General features: G+C 48.2%; 23 protein-coding genes. 3 read left to right on the top strand and 20 right to left on the bottom strand.

Annotated features, from left to right (window positions below):
* Positions 1-11 precede the first annotated feature (11 nt).
* From ACJHYD_RS18620 to ACJHYD_RS18525, 20 genes are all read right to left on the bottom strand, one after another.
* Positions 12-4,583: a tape measure protein gene (locus ACJHYD_RS18620; protein WP_032328865.1), complete on the bottom strand. Its 4,572-nt coding sequence runs from the start codon at positions 4,581-4,583 to the stop codon at positions 12-14.
* A gap of 7 nt (positions 4,584-4,590) precedes the next feature.
* Positions 4,591-4,815, bottom strand: a complete 225-nt coding sequence (locus ACJHYD_RS18615; RefSeq protein ID WP_000952686.1) for a hypothetical protein — start codon at positions 4,813-4,815, stop codon at positions 4,591-4,593.
* 125 nt (positions 4,816-4,940) lie between these two features.
* Positions 4,941-5,258, bottom strand: coding sequence for a hypothetical protein (locus ACJHYD_RS18610; protein WP_000163861.1), 318 nt, complete (start codon positions 5,256-5,258; stop codon positions 4,941-4,943).
* A gap of 55 nt (positions 5,259-5,313) precedes the next feature.
* Positions 5,314-6,060 (bottom strand): Ig-like domain-containing protein, encoded by a 747-nt coding sequence (locus tag ACJHYD_RS18605; RefSeq protein ID WP_032328866.1) that lies wholly within the window; start codon positions 6,058-6,060, stop codon positions 5,314-5,316.
* 74 nt (positions 6,061-6,134) lie between these two features.
* Positions 6,135-6,518, bottom strand: coding sequence for a minor capsid protein (locus ACJHYD_RS18600; RefSeq protein ID WP_032328867.1), 384 nt, complete (start codon positions 6,516-6,518; stop codon positions 6,135-6,137).
* Between the two features lies 1 nt (position 6,519).
* Entirely contained in the window at positions 6,520-6,993 is a 474-nt protein-coding gene (locus ACJHYD_RS18595; protein ID WP_000523628.1) for a hypothetical protein, read from the bottom strand.
* Positions 6,984-7,328 carry a hypothetical protein gene (locus tag ACJHYD_RS18590; protein WP_001027663.1) on the bottom strand — a complete coding sequence of 115 codons (345 nt, stop codon included), beginning with the start codon at positions 7,326-7,328 and terminating at the stop codon, positions 6,984-6,986. Before ACJHYD_RS18590 ends, ACJHYD_RS18595 begins: the two co-directional genes overlap by 10 nt.
* 79 nt (positions 7,329-7,407) lie before the next feature.
* Positions 7,408-8,241 carry a hypothetical protein gene (locus ACJHYD_RS18585; protein WP_032328868.1) on the bottom strand — a complete coding sequence of 278 codons (834 nt, stop codon included), beginning with the start codon at positions 8,239-8,241 and terminating at the stop codon, positions 7,408-7,410.
* Positions 8,241-8,675 (bottom strand): hypothetical protein, encoded by a 435-nt coding sequence (locus tag ACJHYD_RS18580; protein ID WP_000801186.1) that lies wholly within the window; start codon positions 8,673-8,675, stop codon positions 8,241-8,243. Before ACJHYD_RS18580 ends, ACJHYD_RS18585 begins: the two co-directional genes overlap by 1 nt.
* A 44-nt stretch (positions 8,676-8,719) precedes the next feature.
* Positions 8,720-9,640, bottom strand: a complete 921-nt coding sequence (locus tag ACJHYD_RS18575) for an Ig domain-containing protein (protein ID WP_001717194.1) — start codon at positions 9,638-9,640, stop codon at positions 8,720-8,722.
* Between the two features lie 73 nt (positions 9,641-9,713).
* Entirely contained in the window at positions 9,714-10,589 is an 876-nt protein-coding gene (locus tag ACJHYD_RS18570; RefSeq protein ID WP_032328869.1) for a major capsid protein, read from the bottom strand.
* Positions 10,590-10,614: 25 nt separating this feature from the next.
* The gene (locus ACJHYD_RS18565; protein ID WP_032328870.1) at positions 10,615-11,502 is read right to left on the bottom strand and encodes a DUF6651 domain-containing protein; all 888 of its coding nucleotides are present in this window, start codon (positions 11,500-11,502) and stop codon (positions 10,615-10,617) included.
* 21 nt (positions 11,503-11,523) lie between these two features.
* A complete protein-coding gene (locus ACJHYD_RS18560) occupies positions 11,524-13,098 on the bottom strand; it encodes a phage portal protein (protein ID WP_032328871.1) in 1,575 nt (524 codons plus the stop codon).
* Positions 13,099-13,124: 26 nt separating this feature from the next.
* Positions 13,125-14,381: a phage terminase large subunit gene (locus ACJHYD_RS18555; protein WP_001007299.1), complete on the bottom strand. Its 1,257-nt coding sequence runs from the start codon at positions 14,379-14,381 to the stop codon at positions 13,125-13,127.
* Positions 14,381-15,013 (bottom strand): hypothetical protein, encoded by a 633-nt coding sequence (locus tag ACJHYD_RS18550; protein ID WP_000215413.1) that lies wholly within the window; start codon positions 15,011-15,013, stop codon positions 14,381-14,383. The genes ACJHYD_RS18555 and ACJHYD_RS18550 overlap by 1 nt, the downstream gene beginning before the upstream one ends.
* Positions 15,014-15,209: 196 nt before the next feature.
* Positions 15,210-15,476, bottom strand: coding sequence for a hypothetical protein (locus ACJHYD_RS18545; protein WP_032328872.1), 267 nt, complete (start codon positions 15,474-15,476; stop codon positions 15,210-15,212).
* 9 nt (positions 15,477-15,485) lie between these two features.
* Complete coding sequence (locus ACJHYD_RS18540; protein ID WP_000129633.1) at positions 15,486-16,376, bottom strand: hypothetical protein; 891 nt, start codon at positions 16,374-16,376, stop codon at positions 15,486-15,488.
* A complete protein-coding gene (locus ACJHYD_RS18535) occupies positions 16,373-17,038 on the bottom strand; it encodes an ATP-binding cassette domain-containing protein (protein ID WP_032328873.1) in 666 nt (221 codons plus the stop codon). The genes ACJHYD_RS18540 and ACJHYD_RS18535 overlap by 4 nt, the downstream gene beginning before the upstream one ends.
* Positions 17,035-17,703, bottom strand: a complete 669-nt coding sequence (locus tag ACJHYD_RS18530; protein ID WP_000161986.1) for a ParB/Srx family N-terminal domain-containing protein — start codon at positions 17,701-17,703, stop codon at positions 17,035-17,037. Before ACJHYD_RS18530 ends, ACJHYD_RS18535 begins: the two co-directional genes overlap by 4 nt.
* Positions 17,703-18,383, bottom strand: a complete 681-nt coding sequence (locus tag ACJHYD_RS18525) for a ParB/RepB/Spo0J family partition protein (protein WP_000382660.1) — start codon at positions 18,381-18,383, stop codon at positions 17,703-17,705. The genes ACJHYD_RS18530 and ACJHYD_RS18525 overlap by 1 nt, the downstream gene beginning before the upstream one ends.
* An 82-nt stretch (positions 18,384-18,465) precedes the next feature.
* Here ACJHYD_RS18525 and ACJHYD_RS18520 point away from each other — a divergent pair, with 82 nt between their 5' ends.
* Genes ACJHYD_RS18520 through ACJHYD_RS18510 form a run of 3 tightly spaced genes read left to right on the top strand, consistent with a single transcriptional unit; the run spans position 18,466 to position 20,797 of the window.
* On the top strand, positions 18,466-20,025 hold the full coding sequence (locus ACJHYD_RS18520; RefSeq protein ID WP_001717190.1) for a DEAD/DEAH box helicase: 1,560 nt from the start codon (positions 18,466-18,468) through the stop codon (positions 20,023-20,025).
* 2 nt (positions 20,026-20,027) lie between these two features.
* Positions 20,028-20,306 carry a hypothetical protein gene (locus ACJHYD_RS18515; RefSeq protein ID WP_001291060.1) on the top strand — a complete coding sequence of 93 codons (279 nt, stop codon included), beginning with the start codon at positions 20,028-20,030 and terminating at the stop codon, positions 20,304-20,306.
* A 26-nt stretch (positions 20,307-20,332) separates the two neighbouring features.
* On the top strand, positions 20,333-20,797 hold the full coding sequence (locus ACJHYD_RS18510; protein ID WP_242815507.1) for a hypothetical protein: 465 nt from the start codon (positions 20,333-20,335) through the stop codon (positions 20,795-20,797).
* The last annotated feature ends 4 nt before the right edge of the window (positions 20,798-20,801 follow it).

Raw genomic sequence — 20,801 nt, 5'->3', positions numbered from 1 at the left:
GCAGTCGATAGTTAGTTACGTTGAGTGTTTGGGTTGAGAGATCCGCCAGGGCGTTTCTCTTGAGCGATAGTCTCAAGCGCGATTGCTTTCATCCGTTGAGCGGCATTGTTCCATATGCTTTCTGTATCGCCGGATTCAGTTGTGCTACCGTCACTATGGACGTTGATCTCAATTGATACCGGAGAAAGAACATTTCCTCCTCCACTCATACCATCGGTACTGAGCGTTACAGGGATTGTTCGACCATCAGGCAATGGAACATACGCCTCATTCATATCGCCTTCCCCAAACAACGCCAATTGAGGTGAGTTGGCGATACCGCCTTTCTGGTATGCCCGGAGCGGGATCACGCCGTCTTTTCCGAATATGCCACCATTTGCAAACTTCGGAATTGCAGGAATACCATTCGTGCCATCGGCAGCAGAACTGGTCAGATTGTTGAACCCGGAAGTTGAGCCAGAAGAACCGGACATCAATCCATCGAATCCACCACCAGCCCATACTGAAACCAAACCAGATGCAACTGTCGCGCCGAAATTCAACCACTTATTACCAGAGCCGGAAGCATTAGCTCCAAGCATTGCAAACGCGGCAGACAGAGCGCCGGTAACAGAGCTGAGGTTCTGCATCGAGAAGATGGAGTCCTTCACTGCTTTTGTCTCAGCATCTTTGGCTTCGGTGCTATCAAATAGCCCCGATACCCAGCTACCAATCGCATTTGTTGCTGTGCCAATTGCGCTGGTGGTCTGCTGTGTTGTTTGCCCCAATCCAGTTACCGAACTGGACGTCTCCTTCGTGGCTTCTCCTACCGACTTGTCGCCATTAACAGTGTTGCCCATTCGTACACCTTGATTGGCAACGGCAGAAGCAACTCCAGTGAGCAAATTGCCACTCTGTGAACTACCAGCTGCGGTGGTTCCCATCCCCAACATGTTCATTAGAGGCAGCGTGATTTGCGACTTCACGACCATATTGGTGATATCTTTCAAAATGGACTGAGATAGGCTGGAGAAGCTCATCTTCCCGTTAATAACGAAATCAGTCAGGACATCAGTTAAGCCACTAAACAAATCAGTCCAGGTGCTTTCGATCTGCTCTGCCAAGTTTTCGTATTCCAGTGCCAACTTCTGCGTCGCAGTCCCCGTCTCTTTAATAAGCGCGGTATTGCCAGCAGCAATCAGTTGATTGATTTTCTTTGTATAAAGCGCCACAACTTTAGGATCAGACGCCTTATCACGAAGTTCTATCAACGCTTTGAGATTGCGGTTGTAGGTGTCTTCGAAATCGGCAACTTTCTCTTCGCGAGACGGCGTATAGCCAGCACTAATAATGGAATCCGCCTCCGGTGCCCAAGTGGAGATCATCTGCTCAACATTGCGGCGATTAAACATCTCACGATATTCAGGTGTCGCATTTTTGAGGTCTTCAAGACGTTTTTTCGCCTTGTCGATCATCTCTTGAGTGATGAACTCGTTAGGAACCGCATTAGCCAAATCTGTCAGCGATTTCGTTGTATCGCGAAGAGACTGATCAAACGATACCGTAGCCTTAGAGCTTTCACCCATTTGCCCCATAAGCTGATCGGCTTTGTCCAGAGCCTTCTGGTATCCGGCTGCCAGTTTCTGTTGCGCTGCCTGTTCCTTCTTGGCCGCACGCTGCGAGGCGTTAGCTGATCGTTGGGCTGCTTTCTCGGCAGCTGCTGCATCCTGTTCACGAGCTTTAGTTAGTGCAGCAATGGCTGCGGCACGCTCTTCATCGCTCATTTTCTCCAGAGAGCTGGCGCTGGATGCTTTCTGCAAATTAAGCTGCGTCTTGAGTTGTTTAGGCCCAATAATCGGCTTACCTTCGAAGTCCATCATCGGAGTGCCGTCAGGCAAAGTACGCTGATAAGTCGCAGAATCCATCTGGTTTCGCATATATTGCGCCAACGCCTTCTGAGCAGCTTTATCAGTTGTACCTAACCCAAGAACAGTCCCCTGGTTTGACATTACGCCCTTACCAGTTTTGGCCGCGTTATCTCTCTCGAACTCTGCCTGAGTAAGTTCCTGAGCAACGGCTTCCAAATGCTCCTGATAACCACGAATACTGCCTTGCAGTTTCTGGATTTGCTCGGTATTGCCATCCTTTTTGGCTTTTTCAAGCTGATCATTAAGAGTCGCGATTTGCTTCTCGGTCGCATTCTTACGAGAAGAAAGTGAATCAACCAGTTTTTGCGCAGGCTCCAGATAGCTTTTGTTTACCGTTTCACGTAACGGTGCCAATAGCTTGTTCTTTTCGTCATCTGAAAGTGAACCGTCATCATTGATTTTCTGGATCTTATCCAGAGCCTCCTGCCGGGCTTTCACGAATGTTGCCGCGAAAATCTGGTTTTCCGCTCGAATTTTCTCAATCTGAGATTCGGCAGCCTCTTTAGCCAAACGCTTTGCTACAGCGCCGTCACCAAGAGCTATCGTGCCGGTTATCTTTTGATACTCTTCCTGATTTTTTTTCAGGCGTGCTTCGATGTCAGCCTTCGACTCTTTGTGAGTAATAACACCGGCAGAGTTAGATACGTAATTAACACCCTCACCAGTTTTTAATGCTCGTTGATCAGCAAGAATCTGCTTTTCGAGCTTTTCTGCGCGGTCGGCCATTTGTGCACGTTTGGCCGCCGTCATCGCCTCTGGTATTTTCCTAATCTCGTCAACGACCTTTGAAGTTTCGCTGCGGAGCATGGTCATGTACGTGATTAGGCCAGCAACAGCTACAGTGGCAACTGTAAATGCTGCCCCTATAGGGTTTGCTGCAATGAACGCCGTTAATCCAGCAAAAGCGCCTTTAAGCCCCGTAATCGCCCCACGGATGGCGAAAATAAGAGAGGGGATCGGAGCCAGCCCCATACGTGCCGCACGATTGAATCGGGTTACTGCTGTAGCGCCGAGGTTAAATGGAGTCTGTATGGCGGTCGCCATCGTGGCAAAGGTGCTAACCATCTGGCTGCCTGCGCCAACTACCCCCATGATCCCTGCTCGCATCAGTTTGAACGCAACCATCGCGGCCACGACCTTACCGAGATTAATTACCAGCTCTTGGTTCTTTGCTAACCATTGAGCAAGCTGACGCAACCCATCAATTGCCGTCGTTAACCCCGAGCCTAAAGAATTGGCAAACGAAATCCCTTCGGCGCTATTCATGATTGAAGCCAGTTCTTTCATCCCCTTCGATAGAGAATCCAGATATCCGGCCTGACCAACCCGATCAGCAAATAACGTGAATGACGTCTGAAGTTGCGCCAGCGCACCTGTGTAGGTTTGCATCATGTCTTTCGCTGCGTTCTCATTCTCCGCACGCAGACCAACAAACATCAGAGACAACGCCTGTTTTGCCTCAACCGTACCGCTGGCAACGGCTTTAGTCAGTTCCCCCATAGTGATGCCTGCGGCGTCTGCCATTGCCTGCATCGCGTTAGGAACGGCTTCACCTAATTGCTGACGTAGCTCTTCCATTGACACAACGCCCTTACCGGACATCTGCTGAACGGCCACAGCCGCACGTTTCAACAGCTCACTATCACCACCAAAACGAGCAACGGAGTCCACCAGCGCCTTCAGAGAACCATCGGTTGGATCTAAGCCAGCAGAACGAAACTTCACGAAGGAATCTGTTAACGCCTGCATCGCGAACGGCGCATTTTGCGCCATGTCTACGATGTACTTCATATCATCAGCGGCAGCCTGGCCAGGGTTGGACTTCTCCTTATTCAACCCTCGAAGCATCACCCGCATACGTTCCATTTCGGCCGCAGCTTCAACAATAGGCTTCTGCCACCCAAACATGATGTCAGTAACCGTTCTGGCTGCATCTCCGATCTCGCCAAGCAGGAAAATGTTGCCACGAAGGCCAGAGAACATACCTCCTTCGTTACTTTTACCGCTATGGCCAGAAGCGCCGCTACGCCGCCCGCTACCACCATCGCCACTTCCAGATGTACGAACGCGTACCGGCTTGCTAATCAGTTGCTGACGTCCGATAACTTCGTCCATCTGCTCACGAACCTTTTTCAGTCCCTCGGCAGCCTGACTCGTTGTGACACCCCAATTACTGAGTCGCTTCGTCGTGGTATTAAGGCGCGTATTCATGCCACTCACGGACGCAGAGGCTTCTTTGACCTCCGTACCAAAGCGGCTTGCGCTTTTGCTTGCATAGGTCGCCCAATCAGAGAAATCATTTAGCTCTGATTGCACTTTACGTAATGACGCGGTGAGTTTATCTACTGAAGAAGTTGTCGTATCGACGCGCTCAATCAGGGCTTTAAGACCAGAATTGAGGCTGGTGATGTTGCCACGCATTTTACGCGTAGCATCTGAAGCAAGCTCAAAACCGGCAGCTACATCCTGTAGTTTATCTGCTGTAGAATCGAGCTTGCTTTCCAGAACGCCAATGATACGGGCGACCGAACCCAAAGAGCGTTCAAAGGTTTGGATTTTTTGAGCAGGCTTTGTTACCTGCTCACCAAATCGAGTAAGCAGTTTCCCCGCACGATCGATTGACGCTGTAAACTGTTTGTCTTCCAGCGACAGGATAAACTCTACGTTTTGTGACATTCCCTTGTCATCCTCTGCCAAATATTTGCATCAGTTGCTCTTTGGCGTCAGGGTCTGCCTTATCCTGGCTTGGATCGTAGACTTTATCTGTTACGACTGGTCTTCCAATCCTGAGTTGCAAACCCTCCATGAACGCCTTCACAGCCTCGCCATCCGCCTGGGACGCACGAGCGACTTGTAAGTTGCGGACATCCTCTTCCGCACGCAGACGGTCTATATTGCGACTGAGCATCCAGAACATCGTGAGAGGAACGTTCAGTAGCTCTAATGGCGACACGGCGTAGTGAGCAACTACACGACTGAAATAGAATCCGAGATCTATTGAGACGGTCCTTGTCCCGGATTCATCGCGGGAAATTACTTTGCCCCTTCGCCAGCCGCTTTTTCGTTTTCTTCATCAATCACTTCCATAGCGAAGGTGAAGATCTGCTGGAGTTGCGGAACAGTCAGTTTTTCAAGAACTTCATCAGGCACTGAAGGGATAACCTTACGAACCAGATCTGCATAAGCTGTCACTTGCTCAACAGGAGACATGTTCATGAGATCTTTGCCTTCCATCTGCTTGATGGAAACGAACAAACCTACCGTCATTTCAACGATGGGATATTCCTGACCGCCAAATTTGATGCTTTTCTTCGGAGGCAGAATGGAATCGAGATCGAGTAATTTGGTCATTGGTTTAAATCCTTTTAAAAGAGAGGCTCATCCTGAGCCTCTGCTTAGTTACTGATTAATCTGCGGAGTTAATCGTTACTGACTTAGTAGCCTTCTTAGAACCGCTATTGCTGGTGAAGGAGATGTTTGCAGTACCCTGCGCCACACCGCGCACAAGACCCGTTTGATCTACCGTGGCCTTTTCCTGGTCTTCGGATTCCCAAACACCGGTTTTGTCTGCGGCATCAGCTGGAGTGATTTCGGCTGTCAGTTGCACAGTTTCTCCAGCTTTTACGGTTGGAGATTCCGGTTTGATCGACACGGTTTTTACCGGTTTAGGGCCGCTCATTCTTCCCAGAACGCCTTCGTCATCAGGGTACGCACTGAACTGAACAGAGAACACACGAACATCATCAGACTGGTAAGTCATGGTGAAGTTACCTGCGGTCGCAGCTTTCGGGATGGTCAGAACGTAGTCGGTAGTGTCCTGCGGAGTCAGAACCAGCTCTTTGGCTACGTCGATCAGGTTGACACCCTGTGCGGAAGTGATGGTCACAGCGTTGTCGTCTTCGTTCAGAGTAGACCCCGGCATCAGATCGACCATATTTTTCAACACAGACTCGGCCAGCGGCGCAGTAATGGTAATGTTACGACCCTGCACCAGCTCGGACATAATTGTCTGCCCGTGCTGGTCGACAGTGACTTTCAGCGTTTCAGTGGCTACTTCAACCTGAACACCACCTTTGGTGTAACCCAAATCCACACCACCAAACGACACCTTACAGGCACCAAGTTTGATGTTTTTTACATGGGTATTAGACATTGATGGAAAACTCCTTTTTCCGTTAATTCTACGCATTCATTGCGCTAATAGTAAGTATATACTTACCGATTAACTTAATTCAATAAATAGCCAGCAAATTCAACAGGAATGCCTGCTTCTATTAATGCTCCATCATTTTTGGGATAAATGATTGGCATCGCAATCGGTCGTACCAGTCGAAAATAAACACCACCAGATTCCGTTTCCTCTACTGGAAACATCTCAATGATTTTATTGGCTTTCTCAACCGTCGTAGTAATTGACGAACCACGCACAATGATTGTGAATGATTCGTGATAAAAGCCCTGTAGCTCATGATCGATGCTGATACCGGTATTTGGGTTAATAAGCAGGACGCCAGATTTCACATTGGCAGGCAAGTAGTGACAGAAAATGTCAGTCCCGACCGTGCCAATCTTTGCCTTCTGCATCAAACTTGCAAACGCTTCAATAAACACATTAACCTCTCGTAAATCCGGCTTTTCTGGCAGCCTCAAGAATCGCTTCTGAGAACTGCTTCTCGCTAATTTCCACCGCTCTTTCCAGAAAGTGTGGCCCAACACGGGGTTTAACACCGGCAATTGGTGGGTTTGTCACGTTCTTCATTCGAGAAAGATAACCGAGTCGGTATTTACCCAGCTCCATGTACTTAGCATAGTCACCTACTTCTACGCCCGGATGCCCCTGACGTGGTTTTGCTCCAGACACAGAAAGCTCAATACGCAGCCCTGAATAACCTTCTTTAATCACCCTGGCAAAGATGGCTGTCTCCAGAGATCCGGTTTCCAGCGGGGCCATTGCACGGCTGAGGCGCTCAACCAAACGCGCCAGCTTTTCCATGTCCCGAATAAGATATCGCTTAAATGCTTTCTGGCTGTTGTTGAGTCTATTCCCCGCACGTTTGAACTGATGCGCATCGTATTTCAGACCCATATATTCGCCCCTACTTCAAGATGCCCAGGTCTTCCTCGTAGCCCCCAGCGGCGATGAACACTGGACACCTTTAATTTTTGACCTTCAAGGATCAGTACATCATCAAGTTGTACAGCCGCTTCTAAAGGGACAACTAACACAGCATCAAACAGCTCCAGACTCGCCTTACCACGACTACCAGAGCTATCAGCACGAACTGACGATTTCTCATTACTCTGTTCGAACTTAACCACGCCGACATTCGTCTTCCTGACGAATTGTAATTGCGCCTCACCGTAAACGTTCTTTGCGCCAAAGCGGTAGATCGCAATTTCTGTTTGCCATGAAATATTCATGCTCTCTCCCTGTTGTTGTCGGTCGCTCTCATTACTGGCCAAAAAACCTTTCGACCAAAAGTAAATAATGCGACTGGCGTTACGCACGGCGAACAATCATACGGTTGTTGATGTAACTGACCAGCAAGCGCCAGGTACTACGAGCCACATGCACGTTTGCAGCTTTACCGGTACGGTACATGTTGGTTGTTTCACCGATGGACTCTGACAAAATGCCATCCTCTCGTGCTGCGGCTACATCATTGCCATTTGCGATCTCACACGCTTCGTTGACAACGGCAAGCATCAACGCTTCTTTGAAGTAGTCAGGGAACTCTTCAAACTTCTCCTGCGTCATCTTTTCCCAATCGACTAAATCATGCCGGTACGCTCCATCTGCTTCCCACGGAATGTCATACACATTCAGCATATTTTGAGGGCGATCGTATCGGTCAAAGTCGATACGTAGAATTTTGCGGATTGAGAACGGTAAAGTTTTAATTCGTCTGGTAGCCTCAATGAGACGCTTGCGCATTAAGCCTTCACCATCCGACAGCAAAGTGTCCCCATTCAGCATATCGATCGCCTGCATTTGAGCATCAGCGACAGTTGCAAACGACTGTTCTGGTATCGACAGTTCAAAACTATTCAGCAGAACATACATTTGCCGCTCTTCATGCGTCAGACCCGATGCAACAGCCTTCACAATGACGTACCGCAGATCTCGCTCTTTCTCAGAGAGCTGGTTATATTCAGCCGACACGACAACCGGAATCGACATTTGACCGCTGGTAATTTCTAGCGGCTCGCCATCAACGAGAATAGCCCCGGTGCTGTCCTTTACTGTGTAGGTGGCAGATTCGATATCCAGCACGTTGAAGGCAAATGAAAGAGAAACAGCTTCACCGCTACGATACGAGTCGATCTGCGCCATTACTCACCGCCTTGTGCTTTCAGGATGCCGTCAATCATTTCGACAATTCCTTTCGCTTTGACACCAACCTGATTACCAATAACTCGTAGACCGGCAATACCTTCGTTGTCTGCAATTGACTCCAGCTCTTCTCGTGTGAAAGTCTGGATCTGTTTGGCCGGTTCATCTGGTGTCCCACGTTTCATTGGCACAATGTCAGGCGCTGCTGGCTCGGTAATCAGGTCTGCTGTCAATTCACCACGATCACTGTATGCGGCAGACGGAGAAACATTTTTGCCCTCTACTGTTGACGCTCGCATTGAAGCACAAATCCTCTGCTGATCGATAAAAGGCAACTCCGCTACGGATACCCCGTTCTCGAACTGAACGCCACACAGCATTCCCGAATAACCGGAAAATTGCGGTTCTAATAAAACAATTTTTGCTGGTTTCATAACGCTTTCTCTCCACTTGGGCGGCGAAAGCCGCCCAATATCGGTTATTCCTGTGCGGCAGTAACTTCTACAGTTGCTGTCGCTTTGTGGCTACCATCTTGGGTAGTAACCTCGATTGTGGCAGTACCAGCCGCAACACCAGTTACAACACCGGTTTCGCTGTCAACCGTTGCAAACTCGGTATTTTTGGATTCCCAAGTAACGGTTTTATTTGTGGCTCCTGCCGGCTCGACATTTGCTGTCAGCTGAACAGTTTTGTTTGCCTCAACGGTTGTGCTATTTGGGTCGATTTCGACGCCGGTAACAGCCACAACAGGCGCAGTTACTTCCACCGTTGCAGTTGCCTTTTTGCTGCCATCTTGGGAAACGATCTCAATCGTCGCAGTGCCAACTTCTACACCAGTAACGTTCCCGCTCTGGTCTACCGTTGCCTTATCTTCATTTTTGGAAGACCAGGTAACAGCCTTATTCGTCGCATTTGACGGCTGAACATTCGCTTTCAGACTGACTGATTTCCCTTTCTCAACAGACGTTGATTCTGGCGTTACCGTTACGGATTGAACGGCTACCGGATTTACGGTGACTTCCACTGAAGCGGAAAGCTGGGTTTCCTGATCAGTTGCAGTAATTTTTACTTTGCCTGGTGCTACGCCAGTTACTAATCCAGTGCCGTTAACGGTTGCAATTTGGTCATTGGCTGACTTCCAGGTGAATGAACTGGCACTCTTACCCATACTAATACCTGCACTAAGTTGAACAGTTTTCCCAACCAAAACTGACGGTGAAGCCGGGGTTATGTTTACGGATTGGGAGAGGGGAACCGCCTGCAAACAAGCAGATAGCTGACTTTGTTGCCGCTCGGTTAAAGGTTCATCGGAGATAGAATTGGTAAATCCGGCACGGCACATATGCCCCGTAAAATCCGAAAATGCCTCTTCCGTAATCTTCATCTTTTGTTCTGGCATTTCTCGCTCCTACAAAAAGGGTGGGCGTATAGCCCACCCTTTAACATAGATAACTACTTATCTACTACACTGATTAAATTTTTACATTGGTCAGTGCAGCGATAGCCTTATCGTGCTTATTCGCCAGAGAGCAGTACCACTTCACACGGGTACGTACTGCGTCTTTGTTCTGTACAGTACCAATGTTTTCAACAACGATACCTGCGTTATCGCCGCCATACAGACCAGTAACGCCGTTCTCTTCTGACAGATGCAAGCAGTAGATGCTTGCTTTGCCAGAATCAGTCGGGATGAAGTCGTTGATGATGAACGGAACGCCGTTATGACACAGCATCGGACGACCGAAGTTCTCCATCATGATTTCAGACGGACCTACGTTTACTGTACGCAGCAGCGCACGGTAAGCACGAAGGTGCTCTGAACGCATCATGATGCAGTCAGCACCAAGATCTTTCACCGCATCGACCAGTTCGTCGAACATAGAGAAAGTCATAGATGCACCGGCGATATCGATCTTCTGATCTGCGTGCATCAGGCGTGGAATGCCGTCAAACGCTTTGTTGTTGGTGCTGGAGTCACCCAAAATCAGATTGCGACGGAACGCACGAGCCAGACCTTTAACTTTCTGACGAACCTGAATAGCCAACTGGTTATTGGTGTCGGCCATAGTGGTTGCCAGGAATTTATCAACGTCTACGTCACCAGCCAGAATACGCAGTTTCGCAACGCATTCTTCGAAGGTTGCTGCACCTTCCGGGATGGTGTCGTTAACGTCGATGAAGGTAGCCTCACTCAGCGTTTTTTCACGGTTGTACAGATATGCCTTTGAAGTAATTTTCATAAAAGGCAGGATGGCAAACAGGTCATCGCGATCGATGATGGTTTCAATCACGCCCTGTTCAAGTTCGTTGTTAGACAGCTTTTCAGCTTCTTCACGCAGTAATGGCATCTATCAATTCCCTTTGATTTAGATGTTACTTAAGTCCAATTTTCCCCAGACCGGAGGCCAACTTATCCATAGTCGACTTGTTCTTCGGTTGGGATATTGTGTAGGTCGATTTGGAATGTGAGCCTACACCCTGCTTGGCTTCGCTACGCATCAATGCGTCAGCTTCCGGATCTGCCCGCACAATGCGTTCAATCGCGGATTCAAACGGCAACGGCTTACCTTCACCGTCAACCAGAACAGCTCGTTCTTTATGACCTGCCGGTTTGTCATAACCCACTACGCTACCGTCTTCACCCACTTCAAAATGAGAACCGTAGATCACGCGGGCTTTTGCCGGAGTCATCAGAACTTTGTCACGTAGGAAGAGAGAGTTACTGAAGGAAGCGCCCACGGTCATCTCGACTAATTGAGATTTCAGTGATGCGTTTTCACTTTCCAGTGCTGCATAACGTTCGTCACGCTGTGCCAGCTCTGCCTGGTGTGCTTCGATCATCTGTTTTTTAACAGCATCGAACTCACCACGACGCTCCAGTTCAGCTTGCTCCGCCTCACGACGTGCGTTTTCTGCGGCCTGTTCAGCTTCTAAAAGCTGGCGAGCACGCGCCGGGTCGATTTCACCGTACTGAGCAAGCTGATCGGCCAATGTGCGCTCTTTCTCTTTGCGCTTCATGTTCTCTTTCAGCAGTTCAGCACCAGCTTTCTTGGTTTTGCGAAGTTCGGCCAGTAACTCTTCATGAGTCATGCCAGCGTATTCGTCATCACCCTTCGGCTGCTCTTTTTGTTCACCCTGCTTGTCAGGATCTTGTGTACTCTGCTCATTATCAGCAGCTACACCGCCAGCGCCCCCACGCTCATGCGCTTCAGCAACATCCATCAGACCACGACGGGCCAAAAGCATTTGCCACAGTTTCATAAAAATTCCCTTTGTTACTTATCACTCGTTCTCTTGAGTAGATGAGTCCCCATTCCCTCGGGGTTGATCTTGCCCGCTTTCTTGGGCTGCACCACGATCATAAGTAAGTACTGACTTATTTTCAAGGGTATTTAGATCATTTTTTGGCGGAAAATTCAAGAGATCTTTATCAAATTCCTTTTTCATCGCCTCAGTAATGTTCGGGAAAATCTTCTCAATAAGCATTTCCATCTGGTGACGACGTACAGAGTCCGGTGCCTGAAGTAATGACAGTTTCTCGGCAACAGAAAATTCATCTGTAAGGCCACGAATATCGAAACTTTCTGGATACGCAATTAAAGAGTGGTCTTCGTCCAGATCTACCCCCATCCATTTCGCAACCAGTAGCATGATTTGGCGTTCAGCCCTTTCCAGACGCTCTGCTTTTGTGACAAGCAAGCTATTTACACGCTGGAAGTCATACATTTTTGCGGCACCAGATGAGTTATCAATTCCCTGTGCGTTGTCCTGCTTCGTTCGCTCACCAGCGACACCAACTGAATGGTAGATTTCGTTAATCACCGTCTTAATCGTAGTGATGATCATCTGAGCTTGTTTCGGGTCTGGTGACAAATAAAACGGCTGGTTTCCACCTTCAGAATCGTAGGTGAAGACTCGCTTTGTGCCCATTTCAAGCACTTTAGTGTGGTTTTCATCACCAGGTAAAAGCGACTGTACCGGTATAGCCAACTGGCTAAATGTCTGATCCTGAATAATGGCATCAAGGTTTGACAGATAGTTTGCAACCGCACGATCAAGATAAGCGATATCATCGATCAACGATGGGCTGAAATACGGTGATTCACTTTCTCCAATACAATCAACAGGAAACACAGGAACTACGCTGAGATTATGCTCACCGCTATCCTCTAAAATAACTTTTGCCTGACGGCGACCTGCTCCACCAGCGCCCTTCTTCACTTCCTCACGGAACAGATACCACTCGTTTTGTGTCCACAGACGATAACGTTGGTATTCCTGACCTGTAGAAGTAAAAGGATCTGCGTCATCACGAGCGACTTCCACAATTAACGCCCACAACATATTCCCGTCGTCGTCCCATGCCACATCCAGCATTTGCTGAGGTGAAATCCAGTAGGCGTAGGCGCGAGCATCTTTCTTTTTCTCGTCAGCTACTGACTCAACATCACCACTCATCGTGCTATCGACAACAACCCATATGCGACCGTAAATAGACGACTGCAAATCAATAGCGGCCATAAATGAGTCAATAGAGGCATTCTGGCGAGTCGCACGTTTCCAGAAATTGCGGATCTGCTCTGGTGCCTCTTCGATATTTCTATGAATGTCTTCTTTAAAGAGATATTTGTTGATGAGGTTTACCACCTCACGAGTGTGGTTGAAGCGATAAGCACGCTCAACTCGCTCCTTAAACTCCTGATCTCCCTCTTTAAAGTAACGAAAGATATTGTCTGTAAACCAACCACGCCCGCCAGCGTAAGTGCTGGCGAGGAAGTCCCAATGTTCTTTTTTCTTTTCGTATTCCGGGTGGCGTCGCGCCACCAGATCCTTAATTTGTTTGTCGTTCAATTCCATTTGAATAACCTTAGATAATTACCTACCTATCGAGAACCACCAAGAATAACACGGTTTTTGACTGGATACCTACGATGTACTGGATAGCCCAATGCGTCTGCACTATGCTCAATGCCACCTGTCTTATCCATATCTCGTGTTCCAGGCTTGTAGATGACTTTTTCCAGTGAATCAATCAAATGCTTGCACTTCGGATCGATATACAACCGGATATCTCCAGATGCGGTCATCAGCATTCGGTTAACAGCATTAACACGATCCGCAATTGGCGGGTGCTTTTTCGAATAATCGACACGTAAGAATCCCTTCTCTTTGAATATGTCGACGTCAGACTCCCCGCGAGCATGTTGGCGATAAGCACCTGCCGGATCTGGAAATACCGTTATCTGTGATTTCCAGCGCCAGAAGCGTCTCTCAAGCTCATCACAAACCTCTGCCGTGTTAGAGGAAAAGAGCACCAATTCATCAATTGCCCATAGCTCACCATTTGGCTGAGGTTGCAAAATTACTGAAGACATCGGGTCAATGTTGAAGTCCTGCCCTACCCATATAGGCAACCGAGGGTTGAACTGAAGCGGTTTTACATGCACGTTACGATCGAACGGGTAGTAAACGCGCCCGGACATGTTCTCAAAGCTCGCCAGGTACTCCTGAGCGAACGATTTCGGGTCCATATCGTTCTTAGCAGCTTCAATTTCCGCCGTAGGCACAAACGGAGAATCGGCAGTTACAAACTGCCAGCTCTTCCACTGTCCCTTTCTTTGCAGCTCTACGTTCTGGCCTATAGTCCACAGTTTGTGAAATTCCGAGAAACCTTTTGGCGTACCAATGATAAGTGCACCGCCGCGTGTCGATGAAAGAGTAGGTCGTAACACCTTGTACCAGGTGTCAGCCTTCATATCCTGAAATTCATCAAGCACTACAAAATGCAACGCTACGCCGCGCAGAGTGTCAGGCTTATCAGCACCTTTGAGGGCGATCTCCGAACCGTTCTTCAACACGATTGTCATCGTGGTGTCGTTCTTTTTCCTAACCCACTTACGAGGCAGAACTTCCTGTAGATCGTCCCACAAAATCTGGCGAGCCATCTGGTAAGTAGGAGCGACATACCAGACCCTTTGCTTTTTTTCCTTTGCCGCCGCACGAATAATAGTGGAGATCGACAACCGGGATTTTCCCCAGCGTCGACCAGCACAAACAACTTTAAATCGATGCGGAGACTGGAAGACTTTCATCTGTCCAGAATGCAGTTGCACAAGACTGAGCGAGGACGGGATTGCCATTATTCGTCCTCCCCTTCACTTCCATCATCTGTCGCATCAAATTCGCTTAGAGCTTCTTCTTCCAACGTCTCAAGCAATTCGTCATCGATGATTTCAGGCTCGTCGTCTTCCTGACGTAATTTCGCCACCTGGGAAGGCGTAAGCTCACCAAATACCAGGTTCGGAATTTCTTCCTCGTCATTTTCCGCATGATCCATGCCCAATGCTTTGGACGAAACTTCAAAGCATTTTGCAAGGGTATTACTGGCTCTCTGTAAGCTCTTGAGAGAATCCTCAATCGCCCCTAAAGGCTTACCCTCACGTTTGGCCGTAGTGACTTCGACCATCACCATCTGCCCCAACGCATACGCCCAGCCGTCATAACGTGTACGACGTTCTTCTATCTTTTCCGCACGGGCTTTAGCGCGAAGCTCTGCGTCAGATTTAAGAGACTCACGAACCATCTTCCCAACAGAGTCCGCGCCTTTCTCTAATCCTCGCTTTTTGAAATGTCTGGAGAGTGTTTCACGACGAATGCCGTACTCTTCCTCCAGCTTTGAGAGTGTATATTCGCCTGACGTCCATTTGGCTTCAGCTTCGGCCCACTCCGCTGGTGTCAGGCGAGTTTTTACCTCGTCTTTTTCGACCGTCATAGATCCCTCTAAAACACACAGAGCGCGTCCATGCGCTCTAAAACAACTTGTTTACTGCATTTTCTAACCAACTTGTTTTCTGGGTTGTTTAATTAGGTCTGGGCATGTCTTATTAAGCCTGCTTCCGTATATATTTAATAAGTTACTTATTATTTATATATACAGAAGCAGGTCTTTAAATAAGCTCCCAGACCGATTACATCACCAGTAACTTCGCTTTGGCTCGACCTAAAGTGGTTAACCCAAGAGTTCGGCGGTGATAGCGATTGTCACTGCGTTGGCGCGTATGCCCTTTCTCCACAAGCCCCTTTTTTATCAGAGCGCGAATTGAGAACTGGATACTTTGCTTGGTTGTCTTGTACGGCAAAACTTCAAGCAATTCGTCCAGATCAAGTAGATAACCTCGCTCATAACCGAGATTGAGCGTTTTGATGATGTCCTTTTGTTTATCGGTTAACGTCATGGCAAATCCTTATGCCGGTAAAGCAATTTCTAACGGTTTATCCAAAGGTTGTTTGTCGAATGCCAGCAGTGGCAGCGTGTCAGGCAGTCGACGACCAAAGTCAGGGTTTCGATACACCCCATACAACGGAGACGTAAAGCTCAGGTTGTGAATGTCCTTGAGCAACTTCACAATGCTGGCCTCGTCCACCAGACTGTCGGCAATGTCCTGAATCGTCGTGCCACGATTCCGCCCAGCTTTTGCCAGGGAACTGTTCTTGTGGTAGTCCGCCACCAGATCACGCAGTGCACGGCGACGACGAGACTCGCTCATTGCGAACAACTCTTTGACGATCGCCTCGTTATCACCCGGGTCGGAACGGAAATGGCGCTGGAATACACGCAGTGCACTTTCATAGCTCTTCGGTCGCTCAGGGCGGATGAACTTAAACCCTGCTTTCATGGCGAAGGGATTGTATTTGCTCATCGAGGACTGGATCTCAATGATTGGCCGGTCATGCATCCTGCTAACCAGGTTAATCATTCGATAAGAGACGCCTACGCCACGATACTGAGTATCCACAACTGAGCGACTGATCACCGCAAAGTTGTTATTCACGTACCGACCCCAGTACTGGTTAGCCACGGTGGTATTAGTGGTTGGTTTCAACTTAGGAAACATGCGGTGGCGAGGTGCCAACAGTAGTTTCGGGTAAGCCATAACCACGACGCCCACCAGACGGTCATCAAGTTCGCAGCGATAGTAAGTTGGCGCGAAAGGTTTGCCGTCTGTTTTGTAGTGAAGCGACTTAAGAGCGTGCCAGTCCTCTACAGTTCCCTTTGTAACAGTCATTCGCTCCAGAAAGTCCAGATGACGCGGAAACTCTTCAGGGCGGTAGCGTTTAATGATGATGTCCGTCATGAATGGACCTCATCGTGACTACCATTGCGATATTCCACCTTCACGCGTTCTTTGTAGTGCTTGGTGATCTGCATATCCGGGCGCAGCGCGTTCTTCAGGTCTTCGTGAGTCGTCGCCACCATTACCGTCGCACCAACCTTTCGAGCGGCACGCTGGAGGTTAGACGCCACAACCTGAGCGGTTACACGGTCGAGAACAGCGCCGAACTCGTCAGCAGCCCACACTTTAGCGCCTGACTCAATCAGTTTGGCAATCTTGAGACGATATTTCTGGCCGTCTGACATTTCAGAAGGCTTGCGAACAAACAGATATGCATCGTTCAGACCAGCCATAGATAACAACCCAAGCGCATCACTGGTCGTTTTGCCCAACTGATCGATGACGTTAACCTCATTATCGAAGGTAAAATCATCGATGGAGGCTACAGACAGCCCTTCATCCTTCATCTGTCGTTGCAACTCGCGCAGCACAACGGATTTGCCGGAACCGGATTGGCCGGTGATGTACACCACATCGCCCTGCTTCACTTCCAGCTCCAGATTGTCGTAAAGCGTCCACTCTTTTTCGTCCAGGCCAAGCCCGAACGACTCAGCGATTTCCAACGTGCGCGTGGTTTTATTTACGCGTGTCTGAAACGATACGTTGATGATGTATTTGCTCATGCAGCCATCTCCCCGGAAGAGATCTTCTCCGCATATGCCACAAATGCGTCTACCCCGCTTTCTCCCGTCATTTCTTCCATGTGGGCAAGCAAATCACCAACAACAATGGCAGAGCCAGCAGGGAGCGTTTTAAAGCCCAATACGTCGACAACACGTACTTCTTCCGCTGCAACTTCACGACTGATCTCGGTGTGTTCATCCTTCTGTCGTTTAGTTTCTTCGCCAAGATCGATAACTAGCGAGTCGGTGTCCATTTCTTCTGTCATACTGCCAACGAGAACATTCAACTCACGCTCTTCAAAGCCGAAAACCTCGATATCGTCCAGAACAAGCGACTCAAGCTCTTTCTGTAGCTTAATTGCATCGTAATCAATGCTGGCAAGTCGGTTATCTTCAAGGCGCTTCGCACGAACCTCGTCATCACTGAGATCATCGCGAACAATAACCGGTACGCGCTCAAGTCCAGCAAAAATTGCAGCCTCACGGCGGCCGTGGCCAGTAATAATTACGTCGTTCTTATCGACCGTAATTGGCTGGTCAAATCCGCGCTTTTTAATGGCTGCGGCTAGATCTCGGATCTGCTGTTCATCATGCTTTTTGGCATTCATCTCATAGGGAATAAGATCTGCCGGGTCGCGATATACGATTTCAAACTTTTTGGTCATTACATACGCTCCTTGTAGTAGTCGACCAGCCACACCAGAGCCTCACCAGCGTTCTCCATTTCATTACCGGTGTTAATAGCCTGCTCTTTGATGATGTTTTTTATGGTTTCTGCAACACGATCTGACGCATCGAAAGTTACTTTGAAGCGCATGGTCTGATGTTCCGCACCCACACGTTCGGTTTTCTCTCGTTTGTCGGTATCGACAGGCTCATCACTACCACGAGACAACGCCTCCAGTGCTTCAAGGTCGATTGCCGCCTCTTTTGCTAAAACCATCGAGATTTCGTCGTCATACGGGGCGATTTCAGACAGTTGATAGTCAAGTTCTGACTGAATTTCTTCAATGAAGCGTTGCAATGCGATTTGGTCGTCTTCACCGTATCGCTCGTTGTCCACCAGTGACATCTGTTTAGCTACGACATCGCTAATTTTGCCCACAGAAAGCACCGGAACCGTTGAAATTCCTTGCTCAATAGCAGCACGCCAGCGATGTTCGCCGCCGAGGATTTCAAAAAATCCATCTTCAAGTTCACGAGCCAAAATTGGCTTAAAAAAGCCCAATTTTTCGATAGAACCTTTCAGTTTTTCAAAATTCTGCGCACCAACCGAATTGGTGTTCCAGGTATTCGGGCGAAGGTTGGCAACATCAACCTGCAAAATCGTGATTTTTACATCCATTTTATTGCTACAATCCACTAAGTAATCACTTACTTATTATAATAGCCAAATAACATACAAAAGGCACTAAGGAAAGAGGTTTATGACTGTTCGGATTGTATCTAACGCAGTAAATGCGCTTATTTCTGGCGCAGATGACAAGGTAAAGCAACTGGTGCAGCAAATGTTGAGCTACGAAGTCGAGACTGGCGACTGGAAGGGCACAAGCACGATGTTCAACTGGAGTAAAAACTCGTTCCCTGCTGGCTTTGCCAAGCCTGTAGCGGCGAACTTGAACAAGGCGGGCATCAAATGTGTTCATATCCGCAAAGACAAAGCCCCGGCGCTTGGTAAACCAAATCCGGCGGTTAACCCATTCCCATACAATCCTGATTATGCGTATCAGGATCAGACTGTGGAAACACTGGTTCGAGAGGGAATGATGATTGCGCAGATCGCTACTGGTGGCGGGAAATCTAACGTTGCCTGCAAAGCAGCTGCACGTATCGGTCGAATGACATTATTTTTAACAACCCGCTCTGTTCTGATGTTTCAAATGGCCGAAAACTTCCAGAGATCCATCGACTACCGCGCCGAAAATGGCGAACCGTGGTTAAAAGACCAAAAGGTTGGAGTCATTGGCTCGGGTGAGTTCCAGGTATCACGACATATCAACGTCGCTACAGTTCAAACTCTTGCAAGTTTCCTCGAAGAACCACCACGCGATGCAACACCAGATAAGAAAAGCTACCACCTCAAACGTCGGGAGTTGGTGAAACGCTTCCTTTCAAGTGTCTCTCTTCTTATTCTGGAAGAGGCGCATGAGTCTTCAGGCTCAAATTTCTATGACATCGCCAGATTATGTGTGAACGCAGACTATCGTCTGGCGCTTACAGCCACGCCGTTCATGAAGGATTCGACGGAAGCCAACATGCGCCTGATGGCGGTGGCCGGGCGAATTGAAATTAAAGTCACAGAAAAGTACCTGATTGATCGAGGCATTCTGGCAAAGCCGTACTTCCTTTATCATAAAGTTGCCTACAAGCCAGACGAGGCCAGAATCAAGGCCGAACTTGCCAACAAACACCTCAATTTTAGAGTTGGTATGAGCACCGCCTACCAAAAGGCTTATCAGTTGGGGATCGTGTATAATTTGGGACGTAACGAGGCCATTGTTCGCGAAGCATTGCTCTATAAGCAACATTCTCTCAATTGTATGACTCTGGTTCGTCTTAAACGCCACGGGCAAATCCTGATGGAAATGATGAAAGAGTCCGGCCTTAGAGTTGACTTCATCTATGGGGAATCTAACCAGGCGACAAGGCAAGCAAAGCTGAACAGTTTAGCGTCTGGAGAAATAGATGTTTTAATAGGCTCGACTATTCTGGATGTCGGTGTTGATGTGCCAAGCGTTGGTGCGGTCATTCTTGCTGGTGGTGGGAAAGCAGAAGTTGAAATGAGGCAGCGTGTCGGTCGTGGCTTACGAGCCAAAAAAAATCAGGCAAACGTGTGTTTTATCACTGATTTCATTGACATTAGCAACAAATACCTGTTGTCTCACTCTTATGAGCGAAAACACATCATCGACACCACACCTGGCTTTGCAGAAGGTGTATTGCCTATTGATGGAGCATTCGATTTTGGAGTTCTGAAACGAGATTAGTTATGAGCGAAAAGAAAACAACTTATTGTCAGGTAGCATTGTCTGATAAGGCCAATGACAAACTTGGAAAGTTTCAAGTGAAACTAAAAGAAAAAAATATCAAAATGTCTAAGGCTGAAGTCATAAATACCATTCTGGAACAATTGACAATGGCCGACTTTGACAAGGTTATATCTTCTGTCGGGGCTTCCGCTAAGACTCGTGAGAAAATCATGCGTATCTATGAGAACTCTAATATGACAAAGGAAGATCTCGAAACGCTATTAAGCAGATTAAAATAATCACGCTATCAATTAGGGAGACAAAGATGAAGTCTCCCATACTGTTCACTTTCTGTTCTAAAACTATCATGAAATACTCGCTTCTCCCTCTACTAACGTTACCAGTGTTGATGCTTACCGCGTGCCAATCACGCCCAATATCAATCCATGACGCCAAACCAGCACCGCAGGCCAAAGTGTTCAAGTATCAAAGCGCAGCGCCAGCTACGTTGGTGGTAATGAGAGACACAGGTTTTGTAGGAGCTGGATGTGATGCTTCCATTTTCATCAACGGCGAAACTGTCGCAAAACTGGCTACAGGCGAAAAAGCGACTTTCCATTTAAATGCCGGAGAATTAATTATGGGTGCATCTCTTGAAGGTGCAGGTTTATGTGCTCTAAACCCCGCTCGTCAAGAGCGAGAAACGACTCTGAAGAATGGAGACACAAAAGCGTTCAGGGTGTTCACCAGCAATTCTGGTGACATCGACATTCTGCCAACAACTCTGTGATGAC

The sequence above is a fragment of the Escherichia sp. WS1368 genome (assembly GCF_046487485.1).
Classification (GTDB): Bacteria; Pseudomonadota; Gammaproteobacteria; order Enterobacterales; family Enterobacteriaceae; genus Escherichia; species Escherichia coli.
Note: the sequence above shows the minus strand (reverse complement) of the source record. Positions and strands in the feature narration are given on the sequence as shown.